25 protein-coding genes and 1 tRNA gene are annotated in these 25,090 nt (G+C 69.3%); 12 read left to right on the top strand and 14 right to left on the bottom strand.

Features of this window, described 5'->3' with window-relative positions:
* Positions 1–21: 21 nt before the first annotated feature.
* Entirely contained in the window at positions 22–480 is a 459-nt protein-coding gene (locus ASH02_RS21780) for an RrF2 family transcriptional regulator (RefSeq protein WP_056683318.1), read from the top strand.
* 83 nt (positions 481–563) lie between these two features.
* On the opposite strand, the gene ASH02_RS21775 is transcribed toward ASH02_RS21780, so the two are convergent.
* On the bottom strand, positions 564–1,151 hold the full coding sequence (locus tag ASH02_RS21775; protein ID WP_056891559.1) for a hypothetical protein: 588 nt from the start codon (positions 1,149–1,151) through the stop codon (positions 564–566).
* Between the two features lie 125 nt (positions 1,152–1,276).
* Between ASH02_RS21775 and ASH02_RS21770 the strand changes: the two genes are divergently transcribed.
* From ASH02_RS21770 to ASH02_RS21760, 3 genes are all read left to right on the top strand, one after another.
* A complete protein-coding gene (locus ASH02_RS21770) occupies positions 1,277–1,741 on the top strand; it encodes a nuclear transport factor 2 family protein (protein ID WP_056891729.1) in 465 nt (154 codons plus the stop codon).
* Between the two features lie 72 nt (positions 1,742–1,813).
* A complete protein-coding gene (locus tag ASH02_RS21765; RefSeq protein ID WP_056683310.1) occupies positions 1,814–2,317 on the top strand; it encodes a SigE family RNA polymerase sigma factor in 504 nt (167 codons plus the stop codon).
* Between the two features lie 10 nt (positions 2,318–2,327).
* Entirely contained in the window at positions 2,328–3,110 is a 783-nt protein-coding gene (locus tag ASH02_RS21760) for a hypothetical protein (protein ID WP_056891558.1), read from the top strand.
* 1 nt (position 3,111) lies between these two features.
* Here ASH02_RS21760 and ASH02_RS21755 read toward each other — a convergent pair whose 3' ends face one another.
* The 6 genes from ASH02_RS21755 to ASH02_RS21730 form a co-directional block, all read right to left on the bottom strand.
* Entirely contained in the window at positions 3,112–3,753 is a 642-nt protein-coding gene (locus ASH02_RS21755) for a DUF2461 domain-containing protein (protein WP_057295433.1), read from the bottom strand.
* A gap of 32 nt (positions 3,754–3,785) precedes the next feature.
* Positions 3,786–4,124 (bottom strand): hypothetical protein, encoded by a 339-nt coding sequence (locus ASH02_RS21750; protein ID WP_056683302.1) that lies wholly within the window; start codon positions 4,122–4,124, stop codon positions 3,786–3,788.
* Between the two features lie 21 nt (positions 4,125–4,145).
* A complete protein-coding gene (locus tag ASH02_RS21745) occupies positions 4,146–5,273 on the bottom strand; it encodes a hypothetical protein (protein ID WP_056683299.1) in 1,128 nt (375 codons plus the stop codon).
* Positions 5,273–6,532: a C39 family peptidase gene (locus ASH02_RS21740; RefSeq protein WP_056683295.1), complete on the bottom strand. Its 1,260-nt coding sequence runs from the start codon at positions 6,530–6,532 to the stop codon at positions 5,273–5,275. Before ASH02_RS21740 ends, ASH02_RS21745 begins: the two co-directional genes overlap by 1 nt.
* Before the next feature lie 318 nt (positions 6,533–6,850).
* A tRNA-Gly gene (locus tag ASH02_RS21735) sits at positions 6,851–6,926 on the bottom strand.
* Positions 6,927–6,985: 59 nt separating this feature from the next.
* Positions 6,986–7,750: an SGNH/GDSL hydrolase family protein gene (locus ASH02_RS21730; protein ID WP_056685100.1), complete on the bottom strand. Its 765-nt coding sequence runs from the start codon at positions 7,748–7,750 to the stop codon at positions 6,986–6,988.
* Between the two features lie 60 nt (positions 7,751–7,810).
* Between ASH02_RS21730 and dcd the strand changes: the two genes are divergently transcribed.
* The 6 genes from dcd to ASH02_RS21700 all read left to right on the top strand — a co-directional run bounded on the left by dcd (position 7,811) and on the right by ASH02_RS21700 (position 13,470).
* On the top strand, positions 7,811–8,386 hold the full coding sequence (gene dcd, locus ASH02_RS21725; protein WP_056683292.1) for a dCTP deaminase: 576 nt from the start codon (positions 7,811–7,813) through the stop codon (positions 8,384–8,386).
* 138 nt (positions 8,387–8,524) lie between these two features.
* Positions 8,525–9,568 (top strand): ABC transporter substrate-binding protein, encoded by a 1,044-nt coding sequence (locus tag ASH02_RS21720; RefSeq protein WP_056683289.1) that lies wholly within the window; start codon positions 8,525–8,527, stop codon positions 9,566–9,568.
* A gap of 44 nt (positions 9,569–9,612) precedes the next feature.
* Entirely contained in the window at positions 9,613–10,599 is a 987-nt protein-coding gene (locus tag ASH02_RS21715) for a FecCD family ABC transporter permease (protein ID WP_056683287.1), read from the top strand.
* Positions 10,599–11,642: a FecCD family ABC transporter permease gene (locus ASH02_RS21710; RefSeq protein WP_056683285.1), complete on the top strand. Its 1,044-nt coding sequence runs from the start codon at positions 10,599–10,601 to the stop codon at positions 11,640–11,642. The genes ASH02_RS21715 and ASH02_RS21710 overlap by 1 nt, the downstream gene beginning before the upstream one ends.
* Positions 11,642–12,529 carry an ABC transporter ATP-binding protein gene (locus tag ASH02_RS21705; RefSeq protein WP_082563867.1) on the top strand — a complete coding sequence of 296 codons (888 nt, stop codon included), beginning with the start codon at positions 11,642–11,644 and terminating at the stop codon, positions 12,527–12,529. Before ASH02_RS21710 ends, ASH02_RS21705 begins: the two co-directional genes overlap by 1 nt.
* Positions 12,526–13,470 (top strand): siderophore-interacting protein, encoded by a 945-nt coding sequence (locus tag ASH02_RS21700; RefSeq protein ID WP_056683280.1) that lies wholly within the window; start codon positions 12,526–12,528, stop codon positions 13,468–13,470. The genes ASH02_RS21705 and ASH02_RS21700 overlap by 4 nt, the downstream gene beginning before the upstream one ends.
* Position 13,471: 1 nt before the next feature.
* Here the strand turns inward: ASH02_RS21700 and ASH02_RS26260 are convergent, their stop codons facing one another.
* The 7 genes from ASH02_RS26260 to ASH02_RS21665 form a co-directional block, all read right to left on the bottom strand.
* A complete protein-coding gene (locus ASH02_RS26260; protein ID WP_156393670.1) occupies positions 13,472–13,648 on the bottom strand; it encodes a hypothetical protein in 177 nt (58 codons plus the stop codon).
* Positions 13,649–13,667: 19 nt separating this feature from the next.
* Complete coding sequence (locus tag ASH02_RS21695) at positions 13,668–14,492, bottom strand: DUF4097 family beta strand repeat-containing protein (protein WP_056683277.1); 825 nt, start codon at positions 14,490–14,492, stop codon at positions 13,668–13,670.
* A gap of 80 nt (positions 14,493–14,572) precedes the next feature.
* Complete coding sequence (locus ASH02_RS21690) at positions 14,573–15,112, bottom strand: toxin-antitoxin system HicB family antitoxin (RefSeq protein ID WP_056683275.1); 540 nt, start codon at positions 15,110–15,112, stop codon at positions 14,573–14,575.
* A gap of 147 nt (positions 15,113–15,259) precedes the next feature.
* Entirely contained in the window at positions 15,260–17,185 is a 1,926-nt protein-coding gene (locus ASH02_RS21685; RefSeq protein WP_057295432.1) for a CocE/NonD family hydrolase, read from the bottom strand.
* Positions 17,186–18,372: 1,187 nt separating this feature from the next.
* Positions 18,373–21,276, bottom strand: a 2,904-nt coding sequence (locus ASH02_RS25785; RefSeq protein ID WP_156409840.1) for a (Fe-S)-binding protein, incomplete at its 3' end; no start/stop codon positions are given.
* A gap of 170 nt (positions 21,277–21,446) precedes the next feature.
* Entirely contained in the window at positions 21,447–22,070 is a 624-nt protein-coding gene (locus ASH02_RS21670; protein WP_057295430.1) for a TetR/AcrR family transcriptional regulator, read from the bottom strand.
* Positions 22,063–22,944: an enoyl-CoA hydratase-related protein gene (locus ASH02_RS21665; RefSeq protein ID WP_057295429.1), complete on the bottom strand. Its 882-nt coding sequence runs from the start codon at positions 22,942–22,944 to the stop codon at positions 22,063–22,065. Before ASH02_RS21665 ends, ASH02_RS21670 begins: the two co-directional genes overlap by 8 nt.
* Before the next feature lie 112 nt (positions 22,945–23,056).
* Between ASH02_RS21665 and ASH02_RS21660 the strand changes: the two genes are divergently transcribed.
* Together ASH02_RS21660 and ASH02_RS21655 are read left to right on the top strand one after the other, a co-directional pair.
* Complete coding sequence (locus ASH02_RS21660) at positions 23,057–24,184, top strand: acyl-CoA dehydrogenase family protein (RefSeq protein ID WP_057295428.1); 1,128 nt, start codon at positions 23,057–23,059, stop codon at positions 24,182–24,184.
* Between the two features lie 65 nt (positions 24,185–24,249).
* Entirely contained in the window at positions 24,250–25,068 is an 819-nt protein-coding gene (locus ASH02_RS21655; RefSeq protein WP_057295427.1) for a crotonase/enoyl-CoA hydratase family protein, read from the top strand.
* The last annotated feature ends 22 nt before the right edge of the window (positions 25,069–25,090 follow it).

The following is a 25,090-nucleotide window of genomic DNA, read 5'->3' as shown; positions in this document are numbered from 1 at the left end:
ACTATCTGAGAGACTGGCCACATGCGAGTCTCTGCCAAGTCCGACTACGCCCTGCGCGCCCTCATCGAGATGGCCGGGCGGACCGACAATTCCCCGGTGAGCGCCGAAGAGCTCGGACGACGACAGGACATCCCGCACGGCTTCCTCCAGGCGATCCTGGCCGACCTCCGTCGGGCCGGGGTCGTGGTGTCGCAGCGCGGCCAGTCCGGTGGTTGGCGGCTCAGTGGCGAGGCGAGCAAGGTCAGCGTCGCCGACGTGATCCGGGCCGTCGACGGTCCGCTGGTCTCGGTCTACGGACTGCGTCCCGAGGCGGTCACCTACAACGAGCAGGCGTCGGTGCTCCAGCACGTCTGGATCGCGGCCCGCCGCTCCCTGCGCGACGTCTTCGAAGAGGTCTCGATCGCCCAGCTCGCTGATGGCAAGCTGCCCAAGGCGGTCACCTCCCGGACGGCCGACGAGGACGCCTGGCAGCCGCACTGATGCCTGGCGGTGCTGACCAACCGTGCATTCTTGCGTCGCGAACCGTGCATTCTTGTGCTTCGAACCGTGGATCCTTGATGTCCTCAGAAGGCTTCGCGTAGCGCGAGTCGGTGGCGCACCAGCTTTCGACGCTGCTTGAGCTTGGTGATCTTCGCGTCGAGGTCCCGCTGCTGCAGGCACAGCGCGATGCCGACCAGCTCCTCGGCGAGGTCGACGGCCGCCGCGTCCGCGCTGAGCGGTGCGACGTGCGTGCGGCCCGGCTTCAGGTGCTTCGACCAGCGGGCCACCAGCTCGTCGGGCTCCTCGCCCTCCTCGGGCGTCGCCACGACGTGTACGTCGAGACCGGCGAGCGCGTCGACGATGAGTGCGATCTGCGCGCCGTCCGCGGTGCAGAAGCGGGGCTGGCTGACGACCGCGTCGACCTTCGCCTTCGCGATGCGCCGGCAGGCGGCAGCCCAGGAGCCCTCGACGTCCTTGCGCTTCAGGCCAGCCGACTTGTGGCTGCGGAGCATCTCGTGGGCGGCGGCGTCCAACTGGTCTCCGGTCGCGCCGGCGACGGCGTACCCGACGGTCTCGAGGAGCGGCGCCTCGGCGGCGAGCGCGTCGTGCGTCCGTGCGAGCTCCGACGGGTTCGGGCCGATGTGCAGGAGGATCTTCTTCTTGCGTGCCATGGTGCGACCGTGGCATCCCGATCCGACGACGCGGTGAACGGTGGGAGAACGTCGACTGCGACCGGATGTGACCTTGTCGAGGCACAAACTAGAACACGTTGCAGTTGCGGCGTACGATGCTGGACATGATCGAGTCAGACGCCATCACCTGGGAGGCGCCCGACGGCGACCACCCCGCCCGCCGCCTCTCGCAGCGCTCCTACGACGCCGTGTCGCGCAAGGCCAAGGAGGAGTGGCTCGCGCTCTTCGCCGACGACGCGCTGCTCGAGGACCCCGTCGGACCGTCGTTCTTCGACGCTGAGGGCAAGGGCCATCGCGGCAAGGAGGCGATCGCCGCCTTCTGGGACCTGGCCATCGCGCCGGTCGCCGAGTTCCGCTTCACCATCCGCGACTCGTTCGCCAACGGCAACGCCTGCGCCAACATCGGCACGTTCAGCACCCGCATGGAGGACGGCACGCTTGCCGACACCGACCTGATCGCCACGTACCGGGTCACCGACGACGGGCTGATCGCCTCGATGGCCGCGCACTGGGAGGTCGAGCGGACCATGGCGACGCTCCGCAAGGACCAGTCACTCCGAAAGGAGTAGAAAAGAGGTCTGTGACAGATCGGGCAGGTCGATGCGTCATGAGGGGTGACGCCAACTGTCCGAAGGAGTGACATGTCGAAGGACCAGGAGTTCGAGGAGTTCGCGGTGCTGCGGACTCCTCACCTCTACCGCACGGCCTGGTTGCTGTGCGGTGACGCCCATCGGGCTGAGGACCTGGTCCAGGACACCCTCGCCAAGGTGTACGTGCGCTGGACCCGGAAGCTCGGTCGACGACTCGAGAACCCGGCCGGCTACGCACACACGGCGCTGGTCCACACCTGGATCGACCATCAGCGCCGGCGCAGCTCGCACGAGCGGCCCGTCGGCGAGCTGCCGGAACAGGGAACGCCCGACGGTGACCCGAGCCTGAGGCTCTCGCTCGCCGCCGCGCTCGATGCGCTCGACCCGATGGACCGCGCGGTGCTGGTGCTGCGCTACCTCGACGACGTCTCCGTCGCCGAGGTGGCCGACCGGCTCGGCGTGAGCCCCGGGGCCGTGCGCAATCGCAGCATGCGCGCCCTGTCCCGCATCCGGGACGTCCTCGGCACGTCACTCCCCGATCTGCTCATCCCCTGAAGGAACCCTCATGACCAATCACCACGAACCTGGCGTCCAGGACCTGTTGCACCGGGCGACCGGGGACCTCACCCCGGACGTCGAAACGCTTGTCGCGGGTGGCATCGCCCGCGGCCGGACCCGTAGGCAGCGCCGACGGGTGGGTACGACGATCGCGTCGGTGGCCGCCGTTGGCGTCATCGGTGCCGGCGCGTTCGTCGTACCCCAGTTCCTCGAGGACGCGACGCCGGCGGCCTCGTCTGCGCGCGACGACTTCACGTCGCCCCACGTGGCCGCCGCACCCGAGGTGCAGGCCCAGCGGCAGCTGATCCCGACCGGCCAGATGGAGGCGGTCCTACGCCGACTGCTGCCGGCCGGTGTCACCGTCACCGACCTGACCGTGCGCCACGACACCGACGACCCGCAGAGTCCTGCCGACCGCATCAACTTCACCGTCGACGGTGCGTCGGTCTCGATCTACATCGACGAGTACAACCCGCAGTGGCGGCTCGACAAGGGCTACGAGCCGATCGCGATCGACGACGAGTGCGCGCAGTCAGCGAACTGCGAGCAGACGCCGAACGGTTCCTACCTGCGCAAGGACAACCGTGTTCCCCAGTGGGGTAAGGGCATGGGGCCGGCCAACCAGGTCTCGAACGACGCGTCCTACTGGGGTGTCGACGGCTACCGCTTCTACTCGATGGCGCTCAACACCGGTGCCGAGAAGGGGTCCGACGGCATCGTGGCCGTGGAGCCTCCGCTGACCTCCGAGCAGCTCGCCGCCATCGTCAGCAGTGAGCGCTGGTACCGCTGACTCACTCCAGGGTGTCGGTGCGGGCTGCGATCCACTCGACGACGGGTCGCAGCTCGCGCCAGTCCCGGCGTACGACGTCGGCGAACTCGGGCGTGTGGATCACCGGCTCGAAGCCGTGGTCGCGGCCGAGGGTGAGCGAACGGTGCCGCAGCAGGTCGATCCGCGGGTGATCGGCGTCGTAGCCGCGGGGCTTTGTCTTCAGGGTGTCGCCGCCGATGCTCCAGCCGAGTTTCCTCAACCTGGTAAGGAGTTTCTCGAGCTCCTTGCCGGTGTGCTCGGTGTCGATCGCGTCGCGCACGGCGGCCAACCGCTGCGCGCTGGCCTCGTAGAACCCGCCGCCGGTCCGTACGCCGCGCGCCGACACCTCGACGTACCACCCGGTGGCCGGGGCGACCCCGACGAAGGCGCCCTGGTGGGTCTTGTACGGCGTCTTGTCTTTCGCGAACCGTACGTCGCGGTAGGGGCGGAACACCTTCGCGGTGCCGAACTCGGGCTCCAGTGCGGCGGTCAGGGCGACCATCGGTGCCTTGACCGACTCGGCGTGGACCTGTCTGTGCGCCTCCCAGAACGACTTGGTGTTGTCGACCTCGAGGTCGTCGAAGAAGTCCAGTGCGGCAACGGGGAACCCGGCGAACTCAGCCATGACCGAAGCCTAGGCGTGACCGCCTGATCCGCTCACCCGGGCAGTGAGTCGCCCGGGAAGCCGGCGCACGGGAGGATCTCGCAGGTCATCATTCCGGCCTGCACGCACGGGTCGGCCGCCATGATCTCCCGGGCCCGCTCGGGCGTCTCGGTCATGATCGCCACGCCAGCCACGGTGTCGGAGGACACCGGGCAGAGGATCGCGATCACGCCTTCCGCGCGCAACGACACCATGCGCCGTTGGTGCTCCCGCTCGATCGTGTCGGCATCTGCCCGGTGGCGTTCCGGGCCCCAGTGGAGCTGGGCCAGGCTGTAGGGCTTGGCGCTGGCGGCAAGCGCCTGGATCTGCTCGTCGGTGACGTCCGGACTCATCGCGTGCTCACGTCCCTTCTCTCATCCGGGCACGGTAGCCGACACGGTCTCGTCGCCGCCCTCGCCGTAGGCCTCGATCGTGAGGACGTTGCCGGCGCAGGTGGGGGTGACCAGGAACGAGTCGCCCTTGCCTGGTGCCTCGTAGACCAGCTCGAGGGTCGCCTCGGGGGTCCAGCGGAACAGTGCCGCGTTGCCGTCGGCGCCGCGGTCGCGCGAGAAGTACGCCGAGTCGCCGCACCAGAGCAGGGATCCGGTCGTGGCCTCACCGAGGTCGTACGTCGTCCCGTCGACCGAGGCGTGCATGTCGCCCACCTCGATCCGGTTCTCCTTCGGGATCGTCGACCAGACGTGGCCGGACGGCGTGGCCAGCACGTCCCAGCCCTTGCACTCCTCGACGCCGTCGATCGGGGTGACCTCGCCGCCCTCGACATCGACCAGCGTGCGGCAGGCCACCGGACGCTTCGCGTCGAACGTCATCATCGAGGTGCCCTCGGGGCTCACCGACACGTTGGTGAACCCGTGCCGCCTGGGTGCGCAGTAGCCCTTCGCTCCGGACCCTGCGGCGAGGTCGACGGTGGCCAGGCAGTAGTCGCTGCCGGGCGTGTACGTCGCATAGGCCAACGTGTCGCCGTACGCCGCGAACGGGCCGCCGGGGCCGGGCGCGGGATCGGTGAGAGTGGTCTTCCTCCCGGACGCGAGGTCGACCTGCGTGATCAGCTGCGGCTTCGTCTCCGCCTTGTCCTGGGCGACCACGACGGCCGAGGAGTCGGTGAGGAACGTGTCGGAGATCTGACGCCCCGCCCCGGCGGGAATGGTGACCGGCCTGGGGCCGTCCAGGGTCGCCTGCGAGCGGGCCTCGTCGGTGCTCAGGGTCCACTCCGCGTCGCGCACGATGCTCTGACCGGTGCCGGTCACCGGCTGCCAGTCGAGGAGCTTGCGGGTGGCCTCGGGGCTGGTGTCGGCCGGCGCCTTGTCGGTGTCGGAGCCGTCCGGGGTGGAGCCGTCGGTCGGTGGCTCGTCCGTCGTCCTGCTGCTCCCCGTGTCGGAGGGGTCGGCGATGCCCTGCGGTTCGTCGTCCTCACCACCGCCACCGCACGCGCTGAGCGTCGCGGCGAGCAGGACGGCGACCGTGATGCTGCGTGCCCGCATCAGACGCCGATGTTGTGCATCGAGTGGGCCAGGTTCGCGCGGTAGGACCGGTAGGCGTAGCGGGTCTGGTTGCGCGAGATGAACGGCTCCGACGGGTCGAAGCGCTGCTGGTTCCACGGTTCGAAGTACTTCAGCAGCCGGCCTCGGCTGCCGTTCTTGTCGTAGCCGCGACCGACCTGGAAGTGACCGCTCGCGTCGTCATCGAGGTAGGGGTAGAACCGCTTGAGCAGGATCGGGTGGAGGATCACCGGTGCGCGGTAGTCGTAGATGTGCCGCATCTGCAGCAGCCACCACTGTCCCCAGGTCCAGTTGCCGACGTCGAGGACGACGTAGGTGCCGGCGCGCTTCGGGTTGTCGAACCCGGTGTACGCGTTCGTGACCCGCACCATCTCGCTGATCGCGGTGCCGCTGCTGGTGGTGCCGAGCCTGTTGGCCCAGTAGATCTGGGAGTTGCGGTACCCCCGCCAGCCCCATCCGATCATCTGCATCGAGGTCGGACCGCACCAGTAGGTCCTGGTCTGCTCGGCGACCCGGCGCTCGTCGAGGATCTTGAAGGCCTCGGGGTAGTCCGCGGAGGTCTTGCGGGCCGGCGCCGCCGTCGTGGTGCCTGCGGTCGCGGTCGTCGTACGGGCGCTGAGGGGGGAGTCGTCGGCGTGGATCTCGGGGTGCCGCTCGACGAAGCCGGTCGGCAGCGGCTTGCCCTGGAGCTGGTGGCGCAACAGCCAGACCTTGGCGACCGACCGGGCCGCCGTGACCAGCTCGGCACGCTCCACCTTCTGGCGCTGGGCCGTCGGCAGTGCGGCGCGCTGGCGCAGCTGGTCGGCCAACGTCAGGTCGCCGGTGGACTCAGTGGCGGCGGTCCGCGCGGTGGTCCGGCCCAGGCCGACCCGGGTGCTGGCGGTGGCCTCGGCCTGCACCTCGGACTCGGGCTCGTCGGTCCACCCGGTGCCCAGGCAGTAGCGCTGGCCCTCGAGGTCGGCGCAGCGCACCTGGCTGCTGACCAGGGTGGCCGCGTCGGTGCGGGCCACCTGGCGGGAGGCGACGGTGCGGCCCTCGGCCAGCACGCGGTCGATCTCGGCCTGCATCTCCGGGGTGACCTTGCCGAGATCCGCGGTGGCGTTGAGCGGGAGGACCGGCGCGGCGGGTGGCTTCGCGGTCGTGGAGGGGGAGGCGGTCGTGGCACTCGCGCCCGACGTGAGGGGGTAGCTGATCAGGACCATGGCGAACGTGCCGATGGCGGCACTTCGACGGCGATTCATGGGGAAGACCTCGATGGGCTCGGGAGTGGGCCACGCACCACTCTTCCCAGAGATCACACGAATCGTCAAGTATCCCATCAGTCACATGAGAAACATCGCAGCGACACGCCGTACGAATTACAAACCTGTAATTCATCCGTCGCGAACCGTGGATTCTTGATGCGCCAACCGTGGGTTGTCGCGCTTCGACCAGTGGGTTCTTGGTGGACCGCGTCAAGAATCCACGGTTGGGCGCTCAAGAGTCCACGGTTCGCGCATCAAGAACACGCGGTTCGTGGGGAGGAGGAGAAGGAGAAGAAGAGAGCGAAGAAGAGAAAATGGAGCGGACGACGAGATTCGAACTCGCGACATCGACCTTGGGAAGGTCGCGCTCTACCAACTGAGCTACGTCCGCAGTGTCCGGCCGGCTCGCATGGAAGGGTCCACGCGGAGCAGTGTCGGACGGGGAAGATGCTACTCGACCGGACCGAGTTCCGGGCGACGAGGGCTCACCGTGTCACCGGAGGACCGGCCGGTCAGGCGGCGATGCGCCCATGGCAGGGCCTCGGTGCGGGTCCACCGGAGGTTCGCGCCCAGGGCCTCCCGGCGCGGCACGGACACCGGGGCAGGCGCCGGGTCCGGCACCTCGAGTGCGTGGGTGATGCCGAGGCGGTTCAGCACCTCGATCGCCATCCGCTGGTGGCCGGCCGAGTTCATGTGCAGCCGGTCGTCGGACCAGAGGCCCCAGCCCTGGTACTCCCTCAATCGCCAGAAGTCGATCAGCGTGGCGTCGTAGGAGTCGGCCAGCTCGCGGACCAGTTCGTTGTAGATCGCGAACCGGCCGCGCAGTGGCGCGTAGAACCGTGAGGCACTCGGGTCGTGGGCGGTCCAGAGCACCAGGTGGGCACCGGTGGCAGCGAGCTTGCCGAGGCCGTCGTCGTACCGCCTGATGAGGCCGTTGAGGTCCACCTTCGGGCGGAGCATGTCGTTGCCGCCGGCGTAGATCGTCACGAGGTCGGGCCGCATCGCCACTGCCGGCTCGATCTGCTCGGCGAGCACGCCGTCGAGCTTGCGACCACGGATGGCGAGGTTGGCGTAGGTGAAGTCGGGATCCTGTACGGCGAGCTGCTCGGCCACCAGGTCCGCCCAGCCGCGCAGGCCGTTGGGGCGGGCAGGGTCGGGGTCTCCGACGCCCTCGGTGAACGAGTCGCCCAGGGCGACGTACCGCTGGAAGGTCATGCGGCCATTCTGGTCGCGGACCTGCCTGACCGCCAAAGCTGGGGACGGTAGGTTGTCCGGGTGCTCCTCTCAGACCGCGACATCCTGGCCGAGATCGACGCGAAGCGGATCGCCGTCGAGCCCTACGACCCGGCAATGGTCCAGCCCTCCAGCATCGACTTCCGCCTCGACCGGTTCTTCCGGGTCTTCGAGAACCACCGCTACCCGCACATCGACCCGGCGGCCGACCAGTCCGACCTGACCCGGGAGATCGAGGCGGAGGGCGATGACCCGTTCATCCTCCATCCCGGCGAGTTCGTGCTCGGGTCGACGTACGAAGTGGTCACGCTGCCCGACGACATCGCGGCCCGCGTCGAGGGCAAGTCGTCGCTGGGCCGGCTCGGCCTGCTCACCCACGCCACCGCCGGCTTCGTCGACCCCGGCTTCAGTGGCCACGTGACGCTCGAGCTCGCCAATGTCGCGACGCTGCCGATCAAGCTCTACCCGGGAATGAAGATCGGCCAGCTCTGCTTCTTCCGGCTCACCTCGCCGTCGCTGCATCCCTACGGCTCGGAGAAGTACGGCTCGCGCTACCAGGGCCAGCGCGGACCGACGCCGTCGAAGTCCTTCCAGAACTTCCACCGCACGGAGATCTGAGCGCGCCGGTCTGTGCGTGGTCCGACACTGTGGTGCGGGTCACGGCGGATTAACGGCAGATCCCACTTGCGTAATTCCGGGGGGCCGGAGTTAGGGTGACCTTAATAAGCATGCCCTAACTTCCCGAGAGGACGCAGTATGACGCGCCCCCGCACCCTCTTCGCCGCCCTGCTGGCGACAGCGGCCCTGTCCCTGACCTCCTGCGCCACCGGCTCCGCCAACGGCGAGGAGAAGGACGACTCCAAGGTCGTCACCGAGCCCGACGCCAACGCCTTCCCGGTCACCGTCGAGCACGCCTACGGCGAGACCACGATCGACGCCGAGCCCAAGCGTGTCGTCACCCTCGGCTGGACCGACCAGGACACCGCGCTCTCGCTGGGCATCGTGCCGATCGGTGCCACCGACATCAGCTGGGGCGGCAACGACCAGGGCTCGACCCCGTGGTTCGACGCCAAGCTCGAGGAGCTCGGCGGCGAGCAGCCGGAGCGCCTCAGCGACACCGACGGCGTGCCGTTCAAGGAGATCGCCCAGCTCCAGCCCGACCTGATCCTGGCCACCAACTCCGGCATCACGGAGAAGGACTACAAGAAGCTCTCCAAGATCAACGGCGGCATCCCCGTCGTCGCCTTCCCCGGCGACCCGTGGCTCACGTCGTGGCAGGACTCGCTCGACCTGGTCGGCAAGGCGCTGGGTCGTACGGCGATCGCGGCCGACGTCAAGAAGCAGACCGAGGCCTCGCTGACCCAGGCCGGCAAGGACAACCCCGACATCGTCGGCAAGTCGTTCATCTTCACCTCGCTGGCGACCACCGACATGTCGAAGATCGACTACTACACCGTCGCGGACAACCGCCCGCTGCTGCTCACCGACACCGGCATGGTGAACGCCCCGATCATCGAGGAGCTCAGCAAGCCCGGCCAGTTCTACGGCACCCTCTCCGCCGACCGCGGCAAGGAGCTCGAGGCTGACGTCTTCATCACGTACGCCGAGACCGACGGCGACCTGGCGAAGTTCGAGGCCGACCCGCTGCTGGGCCAGATCCCCGGCATCAAGGACGGCCACGTCCTGGCCTCGACCAACAAGACCGACGCGCTGGGCCTCTCGTCGCCGACGCCGCTGTCGATCCCCTACGCCATGGAGCACTTCATGCCGCAGGTGGCCAAGGCTGTCGCCGGCTCGTGACCACCCTGGCGACCCCCTCCGGAAGGACCGCCACAGCCGGCCGGATGGGACCGGTTCCGACCGGTACGACGACCGCCGTCGCGATCATGATCGCGGCGGTGGTCGTCGTCGCCACCTGCTCCATGCTCATCGGCAGCGTGACCATCTCCCCGGCCGCTGTCCTCGACCCCGGCCACGTCGACCACGGCATCGCCCTTGCCCGGTGGCCACGCACCTGCCTGGGCCTGGCCGTCGGCGCCGCCCTGGCCCTGGCGGGTGCCTGCATGCAGGGCCTGACCCGCAACCCGCTGGCCGACCCCGGCATCCTCGGCATCAACGCCGGCGCCTCGTTCGCGATGGTGCTGGCCATCTCCTGGCTCGGCATCAACGGCCTCCAGGGGCGCCTCTGGTTCGCCTTCGCCGGAGCTGCCGTCGCTGCCCTCGCCGTACACGCCATCGCGTCGCTCGGCCGTGACGGTGCCACCCCGATGAAGCTGACCATCGCCGGTGCCGCACTGACCGCCGCCCTCGGCAGCTGGATCTCCGCGATCCTCCTCACCGACCGCAAGACCCTCGACGTCTTCCGCTTCTGGCAGGTCGGCACGCTCGGAGGGCGCGACTTCGACGTGCTCCTCACCGGTCTGCCGTTCCTCGTGCTCGGCGCCGTGCTCGCCTTCACCGGCGCCGGGCTGCTCAACCTGCTCGCCCTCGGCGACGACCTGGCCCGCAGCCTCGGCCGCCGGGTCGTGCTCGACCGCATCGTGATCGGGCTGGCGATCGTGCTGCTCGCCGGCACGGCCACCGCCCTGGCCGGCCCGGTCGCCTTCGTCGGACTGGTCATCCCGCACCTGGTCCGGTCGGTGGTCGGCTCCGACTACCGACGGATCCTGCCGTTCAGCGTCGGGTACGGCGCCGTGCTCACCCTCGCCGCCGACGTCGTCGGACGCGTGATCCTGCCGCCGACCGAGGTGCAGGTCGGCATCATGACCGCCGTGCTCGGCGTCCCCGTCTTCCTCTGGATGATCGGCCGCCGCCGGATGGGAGGCCTGTGATGACCGCACTCCTGGCCCCCGAGCGTGACGTCGACGTGACCGTCGTACGACGCGCGCGACGCAGGCCGGCACGCCGTTCGGGCCTGGTCCTGGCCGGCCTCGGTGCCCTGCTGGTGGTGGTGTTCGGCGCCCGTGTCCTGCTCGGCGACTACACGATCACGATCCCCGACTTCTTCCGCATCATCACCGGCACCGAGATCCCGGTGGCCTCCTACATCGTGATGGAGGTGAAGCTGCCGCGGGCGCTCCTCGGCGTGCTCGTGGGCGTCGCGTTCGGCGTCGGTGGCGCGGTCTTCCAGACGACTCTTCGCAACCCGCTGGCCAGCCCCGACATCATCGGCGTCAGCACGGGTGCCAGCGCCGCCGCCGTCTTCGCGATCGTGGCGCTCGACCAGACCGGCAACTGGATCAGCGTGGCCGCGATGGCCGGTGCGATCGGTGTCGCGATCCTGGTGCGACTCGTCGCCGGCACCCTGCTCGGCTACCGCCTCGTGCTGGTCGGCATCGGCGTCGCGGCCGGGCTGATGTCGGTCATCCAGTACCTCTTCACCCGCGCCGACACCTACGACGCCCAGCTGGCGTTGCTCTGGATGACCGGCAGCCTGAACCAGGTCGACTGGCCGACGGTCAGGTTCTTCGCGGTGGCGTTCGCGGTGCTGCTGCCCCTGGTGTTCTGGGTGGCCCGCGCATTGCGCATCACCGAGCTGGGGCAGGACACCGCCGCGGCACTCGGCGTACGCCCCGGTCGCGTGGACCTCCTGCTGCTGCTCGCCGTGATCCTGGTGGCCGCGGCCGTCGCGGCCGCCGGGCCCATCGCGTTCGTGTCGTTCCTGGCCGGGCCGATCGCCCGGTTCCTGAACCGCGGACGCGCCACCTTGGTCGGCGCCGGGCTCGTCGGTGCCGTGATCGTCGTGGCCGCCGACTACGCGGCCGACTACATGCTCACGGACGTGAACTACCCCGTGGGTGTCGTGACCGGCGCCCTCGGCGCACCGTTCCTGTTGTGGTTGCTGGCCGTCGGCCGCGCCGGAAGGAAGGCATGATGACTGCCCTGATCGAGCCCGCACACGTCGAGCGTGAGGAGATTGCCGTGAACACGACTCCCGGGCCGACTCCCACGCAACCCGGCGGTGCCCGCCTCGTCGCCGACTCCGTCTCCCTGGGGTACGGCGACCGCCCGGTCGTCTCCGAGCTGTCGGTGCGGGTGCCCGACCAGGCAGTGACGGTGATCGTCGGTGCCAACGGGTGCGGCAAGTCCACGCTGCTACGTGGCATGGCCCGGCTGCTGAAGCCGACCGCGGGCTCCGTGCTGCTCGACGGACACGCGATCCACAAGACCTCGACCAAGAAGGTGGCCCGGGCCCTGGGGTTGCTGCCGCAGAACCCGATCTCGCCGGAGGGCGTCAGTGTCGTCGACCTCGTCGGTCGTGGACGTCACCCGCACCAGGGTGCGTTCCGCCGGTGGAGCCCCGACGACGAGCGAGCAGTGGCCGAGGCCCTCGAGCTGACCGACACGACGCACCTGGCCGACCGGTTCGTCGACGAGCTCTCGGGCGGTCAGCGCCAGCGGGTGTGGATCGCGATGGCCCTGGCCCAGGGCACCGACCTGTTGCTGCTCGACGAGCCGACGACGTACCTCGACGTCGCCCACCAGGTCGAGATGCTCGACCTGCTCGCCGACCTGAACCAAAGTCGCGGCACCACGATCGTGATGGTGCTCCACGACCTCAACCTCTCCGCGCGGTACGCCGACCACCTGGTCGCGATGCGCGAGGGAACAGTGGCTGCCGAGGGAAGTCCGCATGACGTGGTCACCGAGGAGACGGTGCGCACCGTCTTCGGCCTCGAGAGCCGTGTGATCAACGACCCGATCTCCCACACCCCCATGGTGGTCCCGAGGGGCCGCCACCACGGAAGGACCGACTCATGACCACGACTGCCCAGCAGCTGCCGATGATCCTCGCCGAGGTGGAGGTGAGCGCGGTGGAACGCCTGTCGCCGACCTTCCTGCGGGTCGAGCTGGCCAGCCCGGAGCTGGCCGATTTCGGCGTCGACGGCCCGGTCTACGACCAGCGGATCAAGCTGGTCTTCCCCAATGACGCCGGCGAGCTGGCGTCGTTCGAGGGCGCCGACGAGTCGTGGTTCGCCACCTGGATGGACATCCCGACCGAGGAGCGCGGACACCTCCGCACCTACACCGTGCGCGAGGTGCGCGGATCCGGTGCGGAGACCCGCCTGGTCGTGGACTTCGTGCTGCACCTGGCGGAGGGTGCCACCGGACCGGGGTCCGCGTGGGCCGCCTCGGCCAAGGTCGGCGACCGCCTCGTGACCCTGGCCCCGCGCCGCGGCGTACCGTTCGGCGGCATCGAGTTCGAGCCCGGGACGGCGCGCAACCTGCTGCTGGTCGGCGACGAGACGGCCCTGCCGGCGATCGCCTCGATCCTGCACGACCTGCCGGTCTCGGCAGTGGGCACGGCGTTCATCGAGGTGCCCGTGGCCGCCGACGTGCAGGAGCTGGACGGGCCCGACGGCGTCGAGCTGATCTGGCTGCCGCGCGAGGGTGCGACCCACGGGGAGTTGCAGATCGCCGCGGTCCGGGAGCACTTCGGCCTGGCGCCGGTGGTCGAGTTCGTGGCCGACGAGGCCGTCGACCCCGACCTGTGGGAGACCCCGACGCACTCCTCGTCCGGGGAGGACCTCAGCGACGCGGTCGTGGTGGGCCACGACCTGGCCGGGCTCTACGCCTGGATCGCGGGGGAGTCGAAGGTCGTCACCACGTTGCGCCGGGCCCTGGTCAAGGAGCTCGAGGTCGACCGGCACCAGGTGGCCTTCATGGGCTACTGGCGGCACGGCGTCGCGATGCGCTCCTGACTCAGGCGTCGAGGGCGTCGGCGATGCGGCGGAACTGGCGGGCCAGCGCGTGGCGGCGACGCGGTCCGGGAACCCGGACGCTGCTGCCTGCCGGCGCCTTGGGTCGCGCGGCGCGGGCCAGCCGGTCGTCGATGACGCGGTGGGCACTGGCTTCGAGGTCGTAGCTGGTCATGTCCATGGTCTTCTGCCTTCCTGGTTCACAGCTGCTTGAGGGTGATGTCGCCACTCACGGTGGTGGCGCGGAGCTCGATGTAGTCCTGGTCGCCGTCGGGCTGACCGGCGCCGGCCAGGTCGGAGGCGATCCGGCCGGAGACGGTGTTGACGTCGGTCCAGACCGGAATGCCTGCGGGAATGCCCACGCGGATGTCGCCGGAGGCGTTCTTCGAGTTGAGGCTGCCGCGCACCAGCTCCTTGACGGTCACGTCGCCGCTGGCCGTCTGCGCGGTCACCTCTCCCGTCGCGATACCGATGGCCACGTCGCCGGAGCCGGACTTCAGGATCACCGGCCCCTCGGACTCGGCGATCGTGACGTCACCGCTGCCGGTCGAGACTCCGACGGTGCCGGCCGCGTGCTCGATGCGTACGTCGCCCGAGCCGCTCTTGAGCCGCAGGTCGCCACCGGACTGCCCGACGGTGACCGCGCCCGACCCGGTGTTGATCACGAGTGCGCCGGTGACTTCACCGATCGACACGTCGCCGGAGCCGGACTTGAGGTTGCCGAGTGCGAAGCGGCCCTCGGCGTGCTGGTCGGCGGACCCGGTCTTGGTGACCAGGCGCGAGTCGCTCGGCACGGTGATCACCGCGTCGACGTGCGACTCGTTGCCGCCGAAGAACCCGCTCCGTTCCTTGGGTGCGATGACGGAGATGCCGTCGCCGTTCTGTTCGACGCTGACCTGGTCGGCGTTCTTGCCGGTGAGGCTGACCGTGGTGCGGCCGACGTCGGCGGCGGTGACGTTCAGGCTGCCCCGGCCGAGTTCGACGTACAGCTCGACGGAGGCGGGGGTCTCGAAGATGCGTTCCATGATCTCTCCAGGGTGTGTTCGTCCACCGCTCCAGCCTGCGCGCTGGAGCGTGAGTTTGTTTGATGGGAGTTGCTGGGTGCTCAGATCCAGCCGGTCATGCGGCGCTTGCCGCGGGTGGGGCCACGACCGAACGGGTCACCACCGAGGAACGGCAGGCTCGAGAGGTCGATGTCGACGTTGATCGCGTTGTCGTCGCTGGTCGCGGTGCGGACCACGTTGACCAGCCAGGTGTTGAGCGAGTGACCGGCGCGGGCCGCCTTCTCCTCGGCCCGGGCCTTGACCGACTCGGGGATGCGGAGCGTGATGCGGGCGACGGTGCCGTCCTCCTCGACCTCGTCGGCGGCGGGCGGCGGAGGGGGCGGCGGGGCCGGTGCGGCCATCGGGGTGTCGATGACGAAGCCCAGCTCGCGGCCGTTGAGGCGGACGTCGACCGAGCCTGACGGCATCTCGGCGGTGATCTCGTTGGCGGCGTGGGAGATGGCCTCCATCAACGCCAGCCGGGCGGCCGGGTCGAGGGCCATGGCGAGTCGTTCGGCGGCCGCCTTCACCTGGGCGTCGCCGGTCTCGGCCGCGGCCACGAGGTCCCGGCGGAGGCTGTCGATGTACGGCGTGATGTCCATGCGCACCACATTGACATCACTATGACGTCAAGTCAAGGCATTCGTGACATCAGTTGGTGTCACGGTGGCGTCATGGCGCGCCGGGAGTGGGAAATGTGTCGTGAAGCGGCTGTGGGACCGACACAGATCTCACATTCGGTGGGCGCGCTACCTGCGGATCCGCGAGACAGCGGTGGAAGCGGACGGCCTGATCGTGGGCAACGTGAGCTCGGAGGGGTAGGCCGCCGAGGTGTGGATCTTCATCACGGTCAGGCTGCCGAGCAGGTCGGGCAGGGTCGGCAGCAGGTGTGGGATGTCGAAGGACTGCACGGCGAGCCGCAGTCGGTGGCCCTTCTGGATCTGCGCACCGGTCGGGAAGACCTCGACGTCGACCGGCTCGACGGCGCCGCCGAGCAGCTTCCTCTTCGACTCCCTGGTGAACGGGTGGAAGGGCTGGATCAGCTTGCCGTCGAGGTACCGCGACTTCGAGGTGTCGAGCTCGCGGAACGAGATCACCTGCCAGCCGCCGGTCAATCGAGAGACGGTGCCGTCGGGTGCGACGTCCTCGACCGCCACCGACAGCATGCCGTCGCCGCTGGTGCTCGACACGTAGAGCCGGGCGTTGATCGGGCCCTGGATCGACACCGGCGTGGTGACCGGCTCGGTCTCGAACACGACGCCCGCCTTGTCGTTGAGCGCGTTGTTCTCCAGGCACGGGCTGGCCAGGCCGGTCGCGTTGGGCAGTCCGGCGGTCCACTGGTTCATCGAGCGCGTGCACAGGCCGGCCACCGGGAGGGGCAGTACGTCGGCGGTGCCGGCGGTCGGCGTACCCGTGGTGAGACCGCCGTTCTTCGCGCCGGTGATGGCCGAACCGGAAAGACGGTAGCTGGTCGCCTGCAGCTGCGGGCCGATCCACCTCTGGCTGGTGCGCCAGTCGCCGGAGCCCTGCTCGTAGTAGGTCAACGGCGCGATGTCCGAGTCGAGGGTCGGGTCGGGCATGCCCTTGACGTAGTGGTCGAACCAGCGCAGCTGCAGCTCGCCGAGCTCGCCGTACCCGGCCTGGTCGATGTCGGCGCCCGACGAGCCCTGCAGGTGGTCCCACGGGCCGATGACCATCTTGGTCGGCACACCGCGCTGCTGCAGGTTCTCGAAGAGCAGCGGGGTGCCTCGCTGGAAGAGGTCGTACTCGCCGGAGACGAAGAACGTCGGCACATTGACCTTGTCGACCACGTTGATCGAGCTGCGTTCCTCGTAGAACTCCCCGTCGTACGCCGGCTCCTGGCCGAGCACCGCGTCGAGCAGCAGCGGAGTCGTGAAGGTGAGGGCACCGCCGAGGTGTGAGAGCAGGGCGCCGATGCCGGAGGCCGGGTCGCTGGCGGTCACGGCCGGCGGGATGATCCCGGTGCCGGTGACCAGGCCGAGCCACAGCGGGATGAACCCGACGTCGAGCTGTCCCCCGGAGGCCACGACGTCGCGGTAGACGTCGGCGCCCGGCACCTGCGGGAACAGCGCCCTGAGGCCGGGCGGCTGCGCAGAGCCCGCCCAGATCTGGCTGATCCCCATGTAGGACGGCCCGGTCATCGCGGTGTTGCCGTTGGACCAGCTCTGCTCGTGGGCCCACGTCATGACCTCGCCGGCGTCCTTGTTCTCACGTGCTGCGAACGCCTGCCACGTGCCCTCGGAGCTGCCGGTGCCGCGTGCGTCGACGGTCAGCTGGGCGTAGCCGCGCTTGACGAGGTACGACGCATCGCCGCCGGCCAGCCCGCCGCCGTACTGCTGGAAGGTCTTGTTGTACGCCGTGATGGTGACGACCACGGGCAGCTTCTCGTCGATCGCCTTCCCGTCGGGGCCGGCGGGCACCATGAGGTCGCCGCGCAGGATCACGCCGTCCGACATGGGGATGGCCAGGTCCGTGAGGGTGACGGTGTCGGTGTAGTCCTCACCGCGAGGCGTCCACGTGTCGGCGGCCCGGGCGAGCGCAGGCGCAGGCGCTGGTGCCTGCGTGGCTGCTGCCGGGGCCAGCGTCGCGGCCGCGGTGAGCGAGAGGCCGGCCAGTACGGTGGACAGGACCGTGAACGTGCGACGAGAGCGCATGGGGCACCTTTCGGGTGTGACGAACCCACTGCGACGTCCAACGAGCGTTGCGGTCAAAGGTCATCGGGTTGAAACCGGCTTCGTGAAGGACACTCAGCGGGCGTCGCCGCATTCAGTGGCTGGGCGCCCACACCCCGGGAGGCCCCCGTGTCCGACCAGAACCAGCCCCCGTGGGGCAACCCGCCGCAGAACCCGGGCCAACCGTGGGGTCCGCGTGATCGCGTCAAGGGCAGGACCCGTGAAATTGACGATGGCACCGGATCGCTCCCAGTCGGTGGAAGAGATCCGGTGCCATCGTGGCGCTGCGGCTACCTCAGAGGTCGAAGAGTGAGCTCGCCTCGTTGATGTTGGCCTGCTTCGGGGTGTTCTCCTCACCCTTCGGCTTCGCGGGTGCCTCGGCGCCCTCGTCCTCGACCGGCTCGTCCTCGGCCGGCTTGTCCCCGGCGTCGGACGCCGGCGCCGGTACGTCGGCCTCTGCAGCCGGTGCGTCGTCGGCGTCGAGGATCGTCTCCGGGTCCGTCTCCGCGGCCGACTCGGGCGAAGCCGCGCTGGCCGCCTGTGACACCTCGGCGCCGGAAGGTGCTGCTTCGGCGACCGGCTCCGCTTCGGCGACCGGCTCGGCTTCGGCGACCGGCTCGGCTTCGGCACTCGCGACCGCCGGTGCCTCGTCGGTGGCAGGCTCCTCGGCCGAATCGGCCGGAGCTGCCGGCTTCTCGACCGTGGTTGCCTCGGGTGCCGGGATGTCGAACAGCGAGCCCACACTGGAGATGTCGACGTCGGTCGTCGGCGCAGACGCGCTTGTGGACGTCGCAGCGGCGGGGGCTGCCGGGACCTGAGCAGCCTCGGCAGGCTCCTCGGCCGGAGCAACCTCTGCAGCCGGCTCCACCGGGTCAGCAGGCTCTTCGGCGGGAGCAACATCGGTCGCGACCTCGGCGGGTGCCTCGGTCTGGACCTCGGCGACAGTCGTCGTCTCGGCCGGGGCTTCTGCCGCCGGCTTCTCGACGGNGAAGAGCGAGCCGCCGCTGGAGAGGTCGACGTCGGTCTTCGGCGTCGACGCGGTGCTGGTCGAGGCGGCGGCCGGAGCTGCTGGGGCAGGGGGTGCCTCGGTGGGCTCGTCGGCCGGGGCATCTGCGGCAGGTGCCGCCTCAGCTTCAGTCGCTGCCGGGGCTGCGGGCTTCTCGACGCNNGAAGAGCGAGCCGCCGCTGGAGAGGTCGACGTCGGTCTTCGGCGTCGACGCGGTGCTGGTCGACGCGGTGCTGGTCGACGCGGCAGCAGGTGCTGCCGGAGCCTCGGTGGGTGCCTCGGCCTTCGCCGGCTCGGTCTCCGCGGGCTCCGACTTCGCCGCGGGAGCCGCGGGCTCGGAGGCCGGGATGTCGAACAGCGAGCCACCGGAACCCAGGTCGGTTGCCGGAGCGGCCTCCGCCTTGGCAGCGGGCGCCGGAGCCGACTCGGCGGGTGCCCCCTCGGTCTTGGCCGCCGGCTTCTCCGCCGGAGCGTCAGGCGCGACGTCGAACAGCGAGCCACCGGCGCCGAGGTCCGTCGTACCGCTGGACGGCTCGACCTTCGGCTCCGCCTTGGCGGCAGGCTTCTCCGCCGGGGCGTCGGGTGCGACGTCGAACAGCGAGCCTCCTGACGTGGCAGGCTTCTCCGCGGCCGGAGCAGGCTCGTCGGCCGGGGTGTCGAAGAGCGAGCCACCCGAGGCAGGCTTCTCTGCCGGCTTGTCCGCGGGGGTGTCGAACAGGGACGAGCCGCCCGAGGCCTTCGCGGCCGGGCCGACGTCCTCGGTGTCGGTGACCGTGTTGGCGGTCTGGGTGACGTCGCCGGCGGCAGGCTCGGCCTGGGTCGCGGCGTCCTGCTTCGCGGCCGGAACCGCTTCCTTCTTGGCGGCGGGCTTGCGGACGCGGGTGGCGACCTCGCCCTTGACCGACGCGAGCAGCATCTGTGCGACGTCGAGCACCTCGACCTCTTCGCGGGCACCGCCGTTGGCCTGCTCGGCGGTGAGGCCGTCGGAGAGCATCACGCGGCAGAACGGGCATCCGACCGCGATCTGGTCGGCGCCGGTCGCGACGGCTTCCTTGGTGCGGTTGACGTTGATCCGCTCGCCGATGGTCTCTTCCATCCACATGCGGGCACCGCCGGCGCCACAGCAGAAGGACTTCTCGGAGTTGCGGGGCATCTCCTTGACCTCGGCACCGGGCAGGATCTGGAGCAGCTCGCGCGGCGGGGTGTAGACGCCGTTGTGACGACCGATGAAGCAGGGGTCGTGGTAGGTGATCGACCGCTTCTCGGCGCCGGCACCTTCCTTGATCGGGGTCAGCTTGCCCTCGCGCACGAGGCGGTTCAGCAGCTGCGTGTGGTGCACGACCTCGAGCTCGATGCCGAAGTCCTTGTACTCGTTCTTGAGGGTGTTGAAGCAGTGGGCACAGGTCGAGACGACCTTCTTGACCTTGAACTCCTTGAACGTCTCGACGTTCTGTTGGGCCAGGCCCTGGAAGACGAACTCGTTGCCGGCCCGGCGGGCTGGGTCGCCGGTGCAGGTCTCGCCGTTGCCGAGTACGCCGAACGTCACGCCGGCCATGTCGAGCAGCTCGGCGACAGCGCGCGTGGTCTTCTTCGCGCGGTCCTCGTAGGCGCCGGCGCAACCGACCCAGAACAGCCAGTCGACGGACTCGAGGTCCTCGAGGTCCTTGCCGACCTCCTTGACCTCGAACGGCAGGTCCTTGGCCCAGTCCATGCGCGCCGTGGCGGACATGTTCCAGGGGTTGCCCTTGTTCTCGAGGCCCTTGAAGAGGCCGTTGAGCTCGGCGGGGAAGTTCGACTCGACCAGCACCTGGTAGCGGCGCATGTCGACGATGTGGTCGACGTGCTCGATGTCGACGGGGCACTGCTGCACGCAGGCGCCACACGACGTGCACGACCAGAGGACGTCCTCGTCGATGACGAAGTCGGCACCCTCGGGGTTGTAGAACCAGTCCTGGACGGTGCCGCCCTCGCCGGGCTCGGCCTTGCCGATCAGGGACTTCTCGGCAGCCTCCGCATCGAAGCCGTCGGTGCCCTCGGTGCCGGCGTTGATCGTGCCCGCGGTGGCGTAGGCGTGCTCGCGCAGGCCCATCATCAGGAGCTTGGGGGAGAGCGGCTTCTCGGTGTTCCAGGCCGGGCACTGCGACTGGCAACGGCCACACTCGGTGCACGTGGTGAAGTCGAGGATGCCCTTCCACGAGAAGTCGGTGATGCTGCCGACGCCGAGTCGGGAGTCCTCGTCGAGGTCATCGATGTCGTCGAGCGTGATCGCCTTGCCGCCGGAGGTCAGCGGCTTCAGTGCGCCGAGCGCCGTACGGCCGGAGGAGTCGCGCTTGAACCAGATGTTGAACCAGGCCGTGAAGCGGTGCCAGGCCACGCCCATCGTGAGGTTGGAGGAGATCACGATCAGCCAGGCCATCGCCGAGACGATCTTCAGCATCGCGATGAAGAAGATGATGTTCTCGAGCGAGGACTTGGAGTCCGGGTAGAGGTGGCTGAACAGCTGGCTGATCGGGAAGTGCGACGCTTCGGCGTGGTCGACGTACTTGTATTCGGCGCCACGGATGAACAGGATCGCGATGCTCTCGAAGAACACCATCGCCTCGACGAAGTAGGCCTGCCACATCGTGGAGCCGAAGAAGCGGCTCTGGCGGCCCAGGCGCTTGGGGTGCTTGATCTGGCGGTAGATCGAGAGCGGGATGATCGCCAGGGCGCCGAGCAGGCCGAGGAACTCGCAGACCCATTCGTAGAGCGCCCAGTGGCCGATGATCGGCCACGCGAAGTCGGCCTTGAAGAGCTGGAAGAACGCCTGCAGCACCGCGGTCGACAGCACCAGGAAGGCCGCGTAGGCGAACCAGTGCAGGATGCCGACCCACGTCCACTGCAACATGCGCGTGTGGAGGAAGGTCTCCTTGAGCATGGTCACGGTGCGGGCCGCCGGTCGGTCGGTGCGACCGAGCGCCGGCTGGCCGATCCGGATCGTGCCGAGCATGGCCCGGACTGCTCGGGTGGTCAGCACCACGGCGACAACCGTGACGGCCAACGACACCACAATGGCGAAGATCTGCATGAAAGAACTGCTCCTCGTCGTCAAACCTCTGGCACACCCGGGCGCATCGCTGTGCACCTTGTTCTCGGGCACCCTATTCCTGCGGCTGCTCCCGCGTCAGTGGTCCCGCTGTGTGAGAGTGATCCTACTTGCTGGTAACCACGTTGCCGGCAGGGGGAACCGCCCGCGTTCTACGCCTGACCCGAGCGGGGCGGCGAGGTCCCGAAGGCATTGGGCAGGACGTCGCGCATGATCGTCAGCAGGCTCTCGGTGAGCAGCAGCTGCACCTGGGCGCGGGTCAGGGCCTTGCGAACCAGCCACTCGCGCCCGGCGCCGCGGGCGAGCTGGCCGAACGAGCGGATCACGGCCCGCACCTGCTTGCGGTGCTCGATCTCGGTGTCGAGGCCGAGCAGCTGCATCAGGCGGTCGACGGAGTCGTTCTCGGCCCGGGCGAGGATGCGGTCGAGATCGGGCTCGCGGCCGACGCCGACGTTGATCCAGCTCGAGCCCTGCTCCTGCAAGGCGTCGAGGAACCACACCACGGCCGCAGCGATCCGCTCGTCGAGTGGCCCCTCGGGGATCGACTCCACGGCCACGAGTGGAACCGTCGCCGCCTCGCGCACGACCTCGAGGTAGAGGTCGCGCTTGGTGCCGAAGTAGTGGTTGAGCAGCCCCCGTGCGACACCCGCCTCACGGGCGATGTCGGTGGTCGACACCTCGGCGTACGACCGCTCGGCGAACAGGCGTTGGGCGCAGGCGAGGATCTCCTCGCGGCGCTGGTCCGCACCCAGTCGGCGCCATCTCGGCTCAGCCATGTTCACCCGGAGCAGTCTGCCCTGTCGCGTTGACGTCGAGCCAGGGGAGCCACTCCGGAAGGTCCTTCGTGACGGTGTTGGTGAAGGCCGGCGGGCGCTTCTCGAGGAAGGACATCACGCCTTCGATGGCGTCGACGTTGGTCGGCAGGCCGGCGATCAGGCGCGAGTCGACCTCGTGGGCGGGGAAGGGGGTGGCCTCGCCGCTGAGCCGGTTCAGCATCTGGCGGATCACGGCGACGGACACCGGCGCGGTGTTGTCGCGGAGGTCGCGGGCCACGACGTACGCCGCCTCGCGCACGTCCTCCGGAGCGTGGACCGAGGTGACCAGGCCGGAGGAGAGCGCCTCGTCGGCGCCGAAGACCCGGCCGCTGATCATCCAGTCCTGGGCCTTGGTCATGCCCACCAGGCGAGGCAGGTACCAGGCAGAGCCGCCCTCGGGGAAGATGCCGCGCCGGCCGAAGACGAGTCCGAACTTCGAGTCGGTCGAGGCGAGTCGGAAGTCGCAGGCCAGCGTGATGGTCAGGCCTGCCCCGACGGCCGCGCCCCGCATCGCGGCGATGACCGGCTTGTCCATCGTGTGGACCCGCTTCGAGCAGCGCCCGGCAGGCTCCTGCCAGGCCCCCGCGTCACTGCCCTCCTCGTTGACGTCGAACCCTCCACCCGACAGGTCGGCACCGACACAGAAGTGGTCACCGGCCCCCGTGAGTACGACGACGCGCACGTCCTCGTCGTGGTCCGCGCGGTCGAGGGCGTCGTTGAGCTCGTCGGCCATGGTCAGCGTGTAGCCGTTGCGCGCCTGGGGGCGGTTGAGCGTGATCGTGGCGATCCGCTCCTCGACTGCGTAGGTGATGTCGGCGTACTCGCGGGTGTTCATTGGCCTGCCTGCTTTCGCTCTTTCGAAGTTCTTGTTGACCGACTGCCAACAGTAGGGCACTATTGGCACCGTGCCAACAACAACGACTTCCCGTTCCACCCGACCGGACTGGATGACCGACGACCTCGAGGCCGTGCGCGACCTCGCGGCGACGTACTTCGGCAAGGAGGTGCTCACCCGCGCCGACGAGCACCGCGCGCAGGGCCACGCCAGCCGTGAGGCCTACCTAAAGGCCGGCGAGCTCGGCCTGGTCGGCATGTCCCTGCCCGAGGAGTACGGCGGCGGCGGCGCGTCGTTCGCGGCCGAGGCCGTGCTGCTCGAGGAGCAGGTGCGGGCCGGCGACACCTCCATGGGCTTCGCGGTCTCGATCGGGATCGTGGCCCACTACCTCGCGGCGTACGCGACCGACGAGCAGAAGCAGCGCTGGCTGCCGAAGGTGTGCAGCGGTGAGTGGGTGCTCTCGATCGCGATGACCGAGCCCGGCACTGGCTCCGACCTCCAGGCGATCAAGACCCGCGCGGTCAAGGACGGCGACGACTACGTCATCAACGGCGCCAAGACCTTCATCTCCAACGGCCACCTGTGCAACCTGCTGGTGGTCGCCGCCAAGACTGGTGACGAGGACGGCGCGGCGGGCATCTCCCTGATCGTGGCCGAGGTCGACGACGATACTCCCGGCTTCACCCGTGGCCGCGTGCTCGCCAAGATGGGCCAGAAGGACCAGGACACCGCGGAGCTCGCCTTCGAGGACCTGCGCGTCCCGCAGGCCAACCTGCTCGGCCCCAAGGAGGGCCACGGCTTCTACCAGATGATGGAGCAGCTCCCGCAGGAACGACTGATCACCGCGATCCTCGCCCAGGCGCAGATCGAGAAGTCCGTGGAGCTGACCGTGGCCTACACCAAGGAGCGCCACGCCTTCGGCAAGCCGTTGATGGCCTTGCAGAACACGCGTTTCGAGCTCGCCGAGTGCGAGACCATCTCGCGGGTCAACCGCGCCTTCCTCGACCAGTGCATCGAGAAGCACATCGACGGAGGGCTCGACGCGACCGAGGCCTCGATGGCGAAGTACTGGATCTCGGACCGGGCCACCGAGGTCGCAGACCGCTGCCTGCAGCTCTTCGGCGGCTACGGCTACATGGACGAGTACCCGATCTCCCGCATCTACACCGACGTGCGCGTGCTGCGCATCCTCGCCGGCGCGAACGAAGTGATGAAGGAACTCATCGCGCGCTCGCTCTGACCCCCGACGGAAGGACCGCTCATCGTGAGCACCGAATCATTCCCGCACGACCGCTTGGCCCCCTGATGGAGGCCTTCGGGGTCGAGCAGACCGGGCACGTCACCGAGGTGACGCTGCTCGGTCCGGGCAAGGGCAATGCGATGGGGGAGGCGTTCTGGCGCGAGCTCCCGCTCGTGTTCGAAGCCCTGGACGCCGACGACGACGTGCGCGCAATCGTCCTCACTGGCAACGCGAAGTCGTTCAGCGTCGGTCTCGACCTGCACGAGATGATGCCGCGCTGGGTCGAGGCCCTCGGCCCGGGTGCCGGCGCCCGGGCTCGTGCGCGCACCACGTTCATGGGCGAGATCAGGCGGCTGCAGGCTGCCGTGACCTCGGTGGCTGCCTGCCGCAAGCCGGTGATCGCGGCCGTCTCGGGTTGGTGCATCGGTGGAGGCGTCGACCTGATCAGTGCTGCCGACGTCCGCCTGGCCAGCGCCGGTGCGGTGTTCAGCGTGCGTGAGGCGAAGGTCGCGATCGTGGCCGACATCGGCAGCCTCCAGCGCCTCGTCGGCGTCATCGGCGAGGGCCACCTGCGTGAGCTGGCGCTGACCGGCAAGGACATCGACGCCGCGGAGGCCGAGCGCATCGGACTGGTCAACCGGGTGTTCGACACCCACGAAGAACTGCTGGCCGGGGCACGGGCGATGGCGAACGACATCGCCGCCAACGCGCCGCTGGCCGTGCAGGGCACCAAGCAGGTCCTCAATGAGGAGCGCGAGCACCGGATCTCGGCCGGTCTGCGCCACGTCTCGACGTGGAACGCGGCGTTCCTCCCCAGTGCGGACCTGAACGAGGCGATGGCCGCGTTCGCGCAGCAGCGCACACCGAAGTTCCACGGCAACTGAGCCCACCACCGAGAATCGCGAC

The organism is Nocardioides sp. Soil796, from assembly GCF_001429525.1.
GTDB lineage: Bacteria > Actinomycetota > Actinomycetes > Propionibacteriales > Nocardioidaceae > Nocardioides.
Note: the sequence above shows the minus strand (reverse complement) of the source record. Positions and strands in the feature narration are given on the sequence as shown.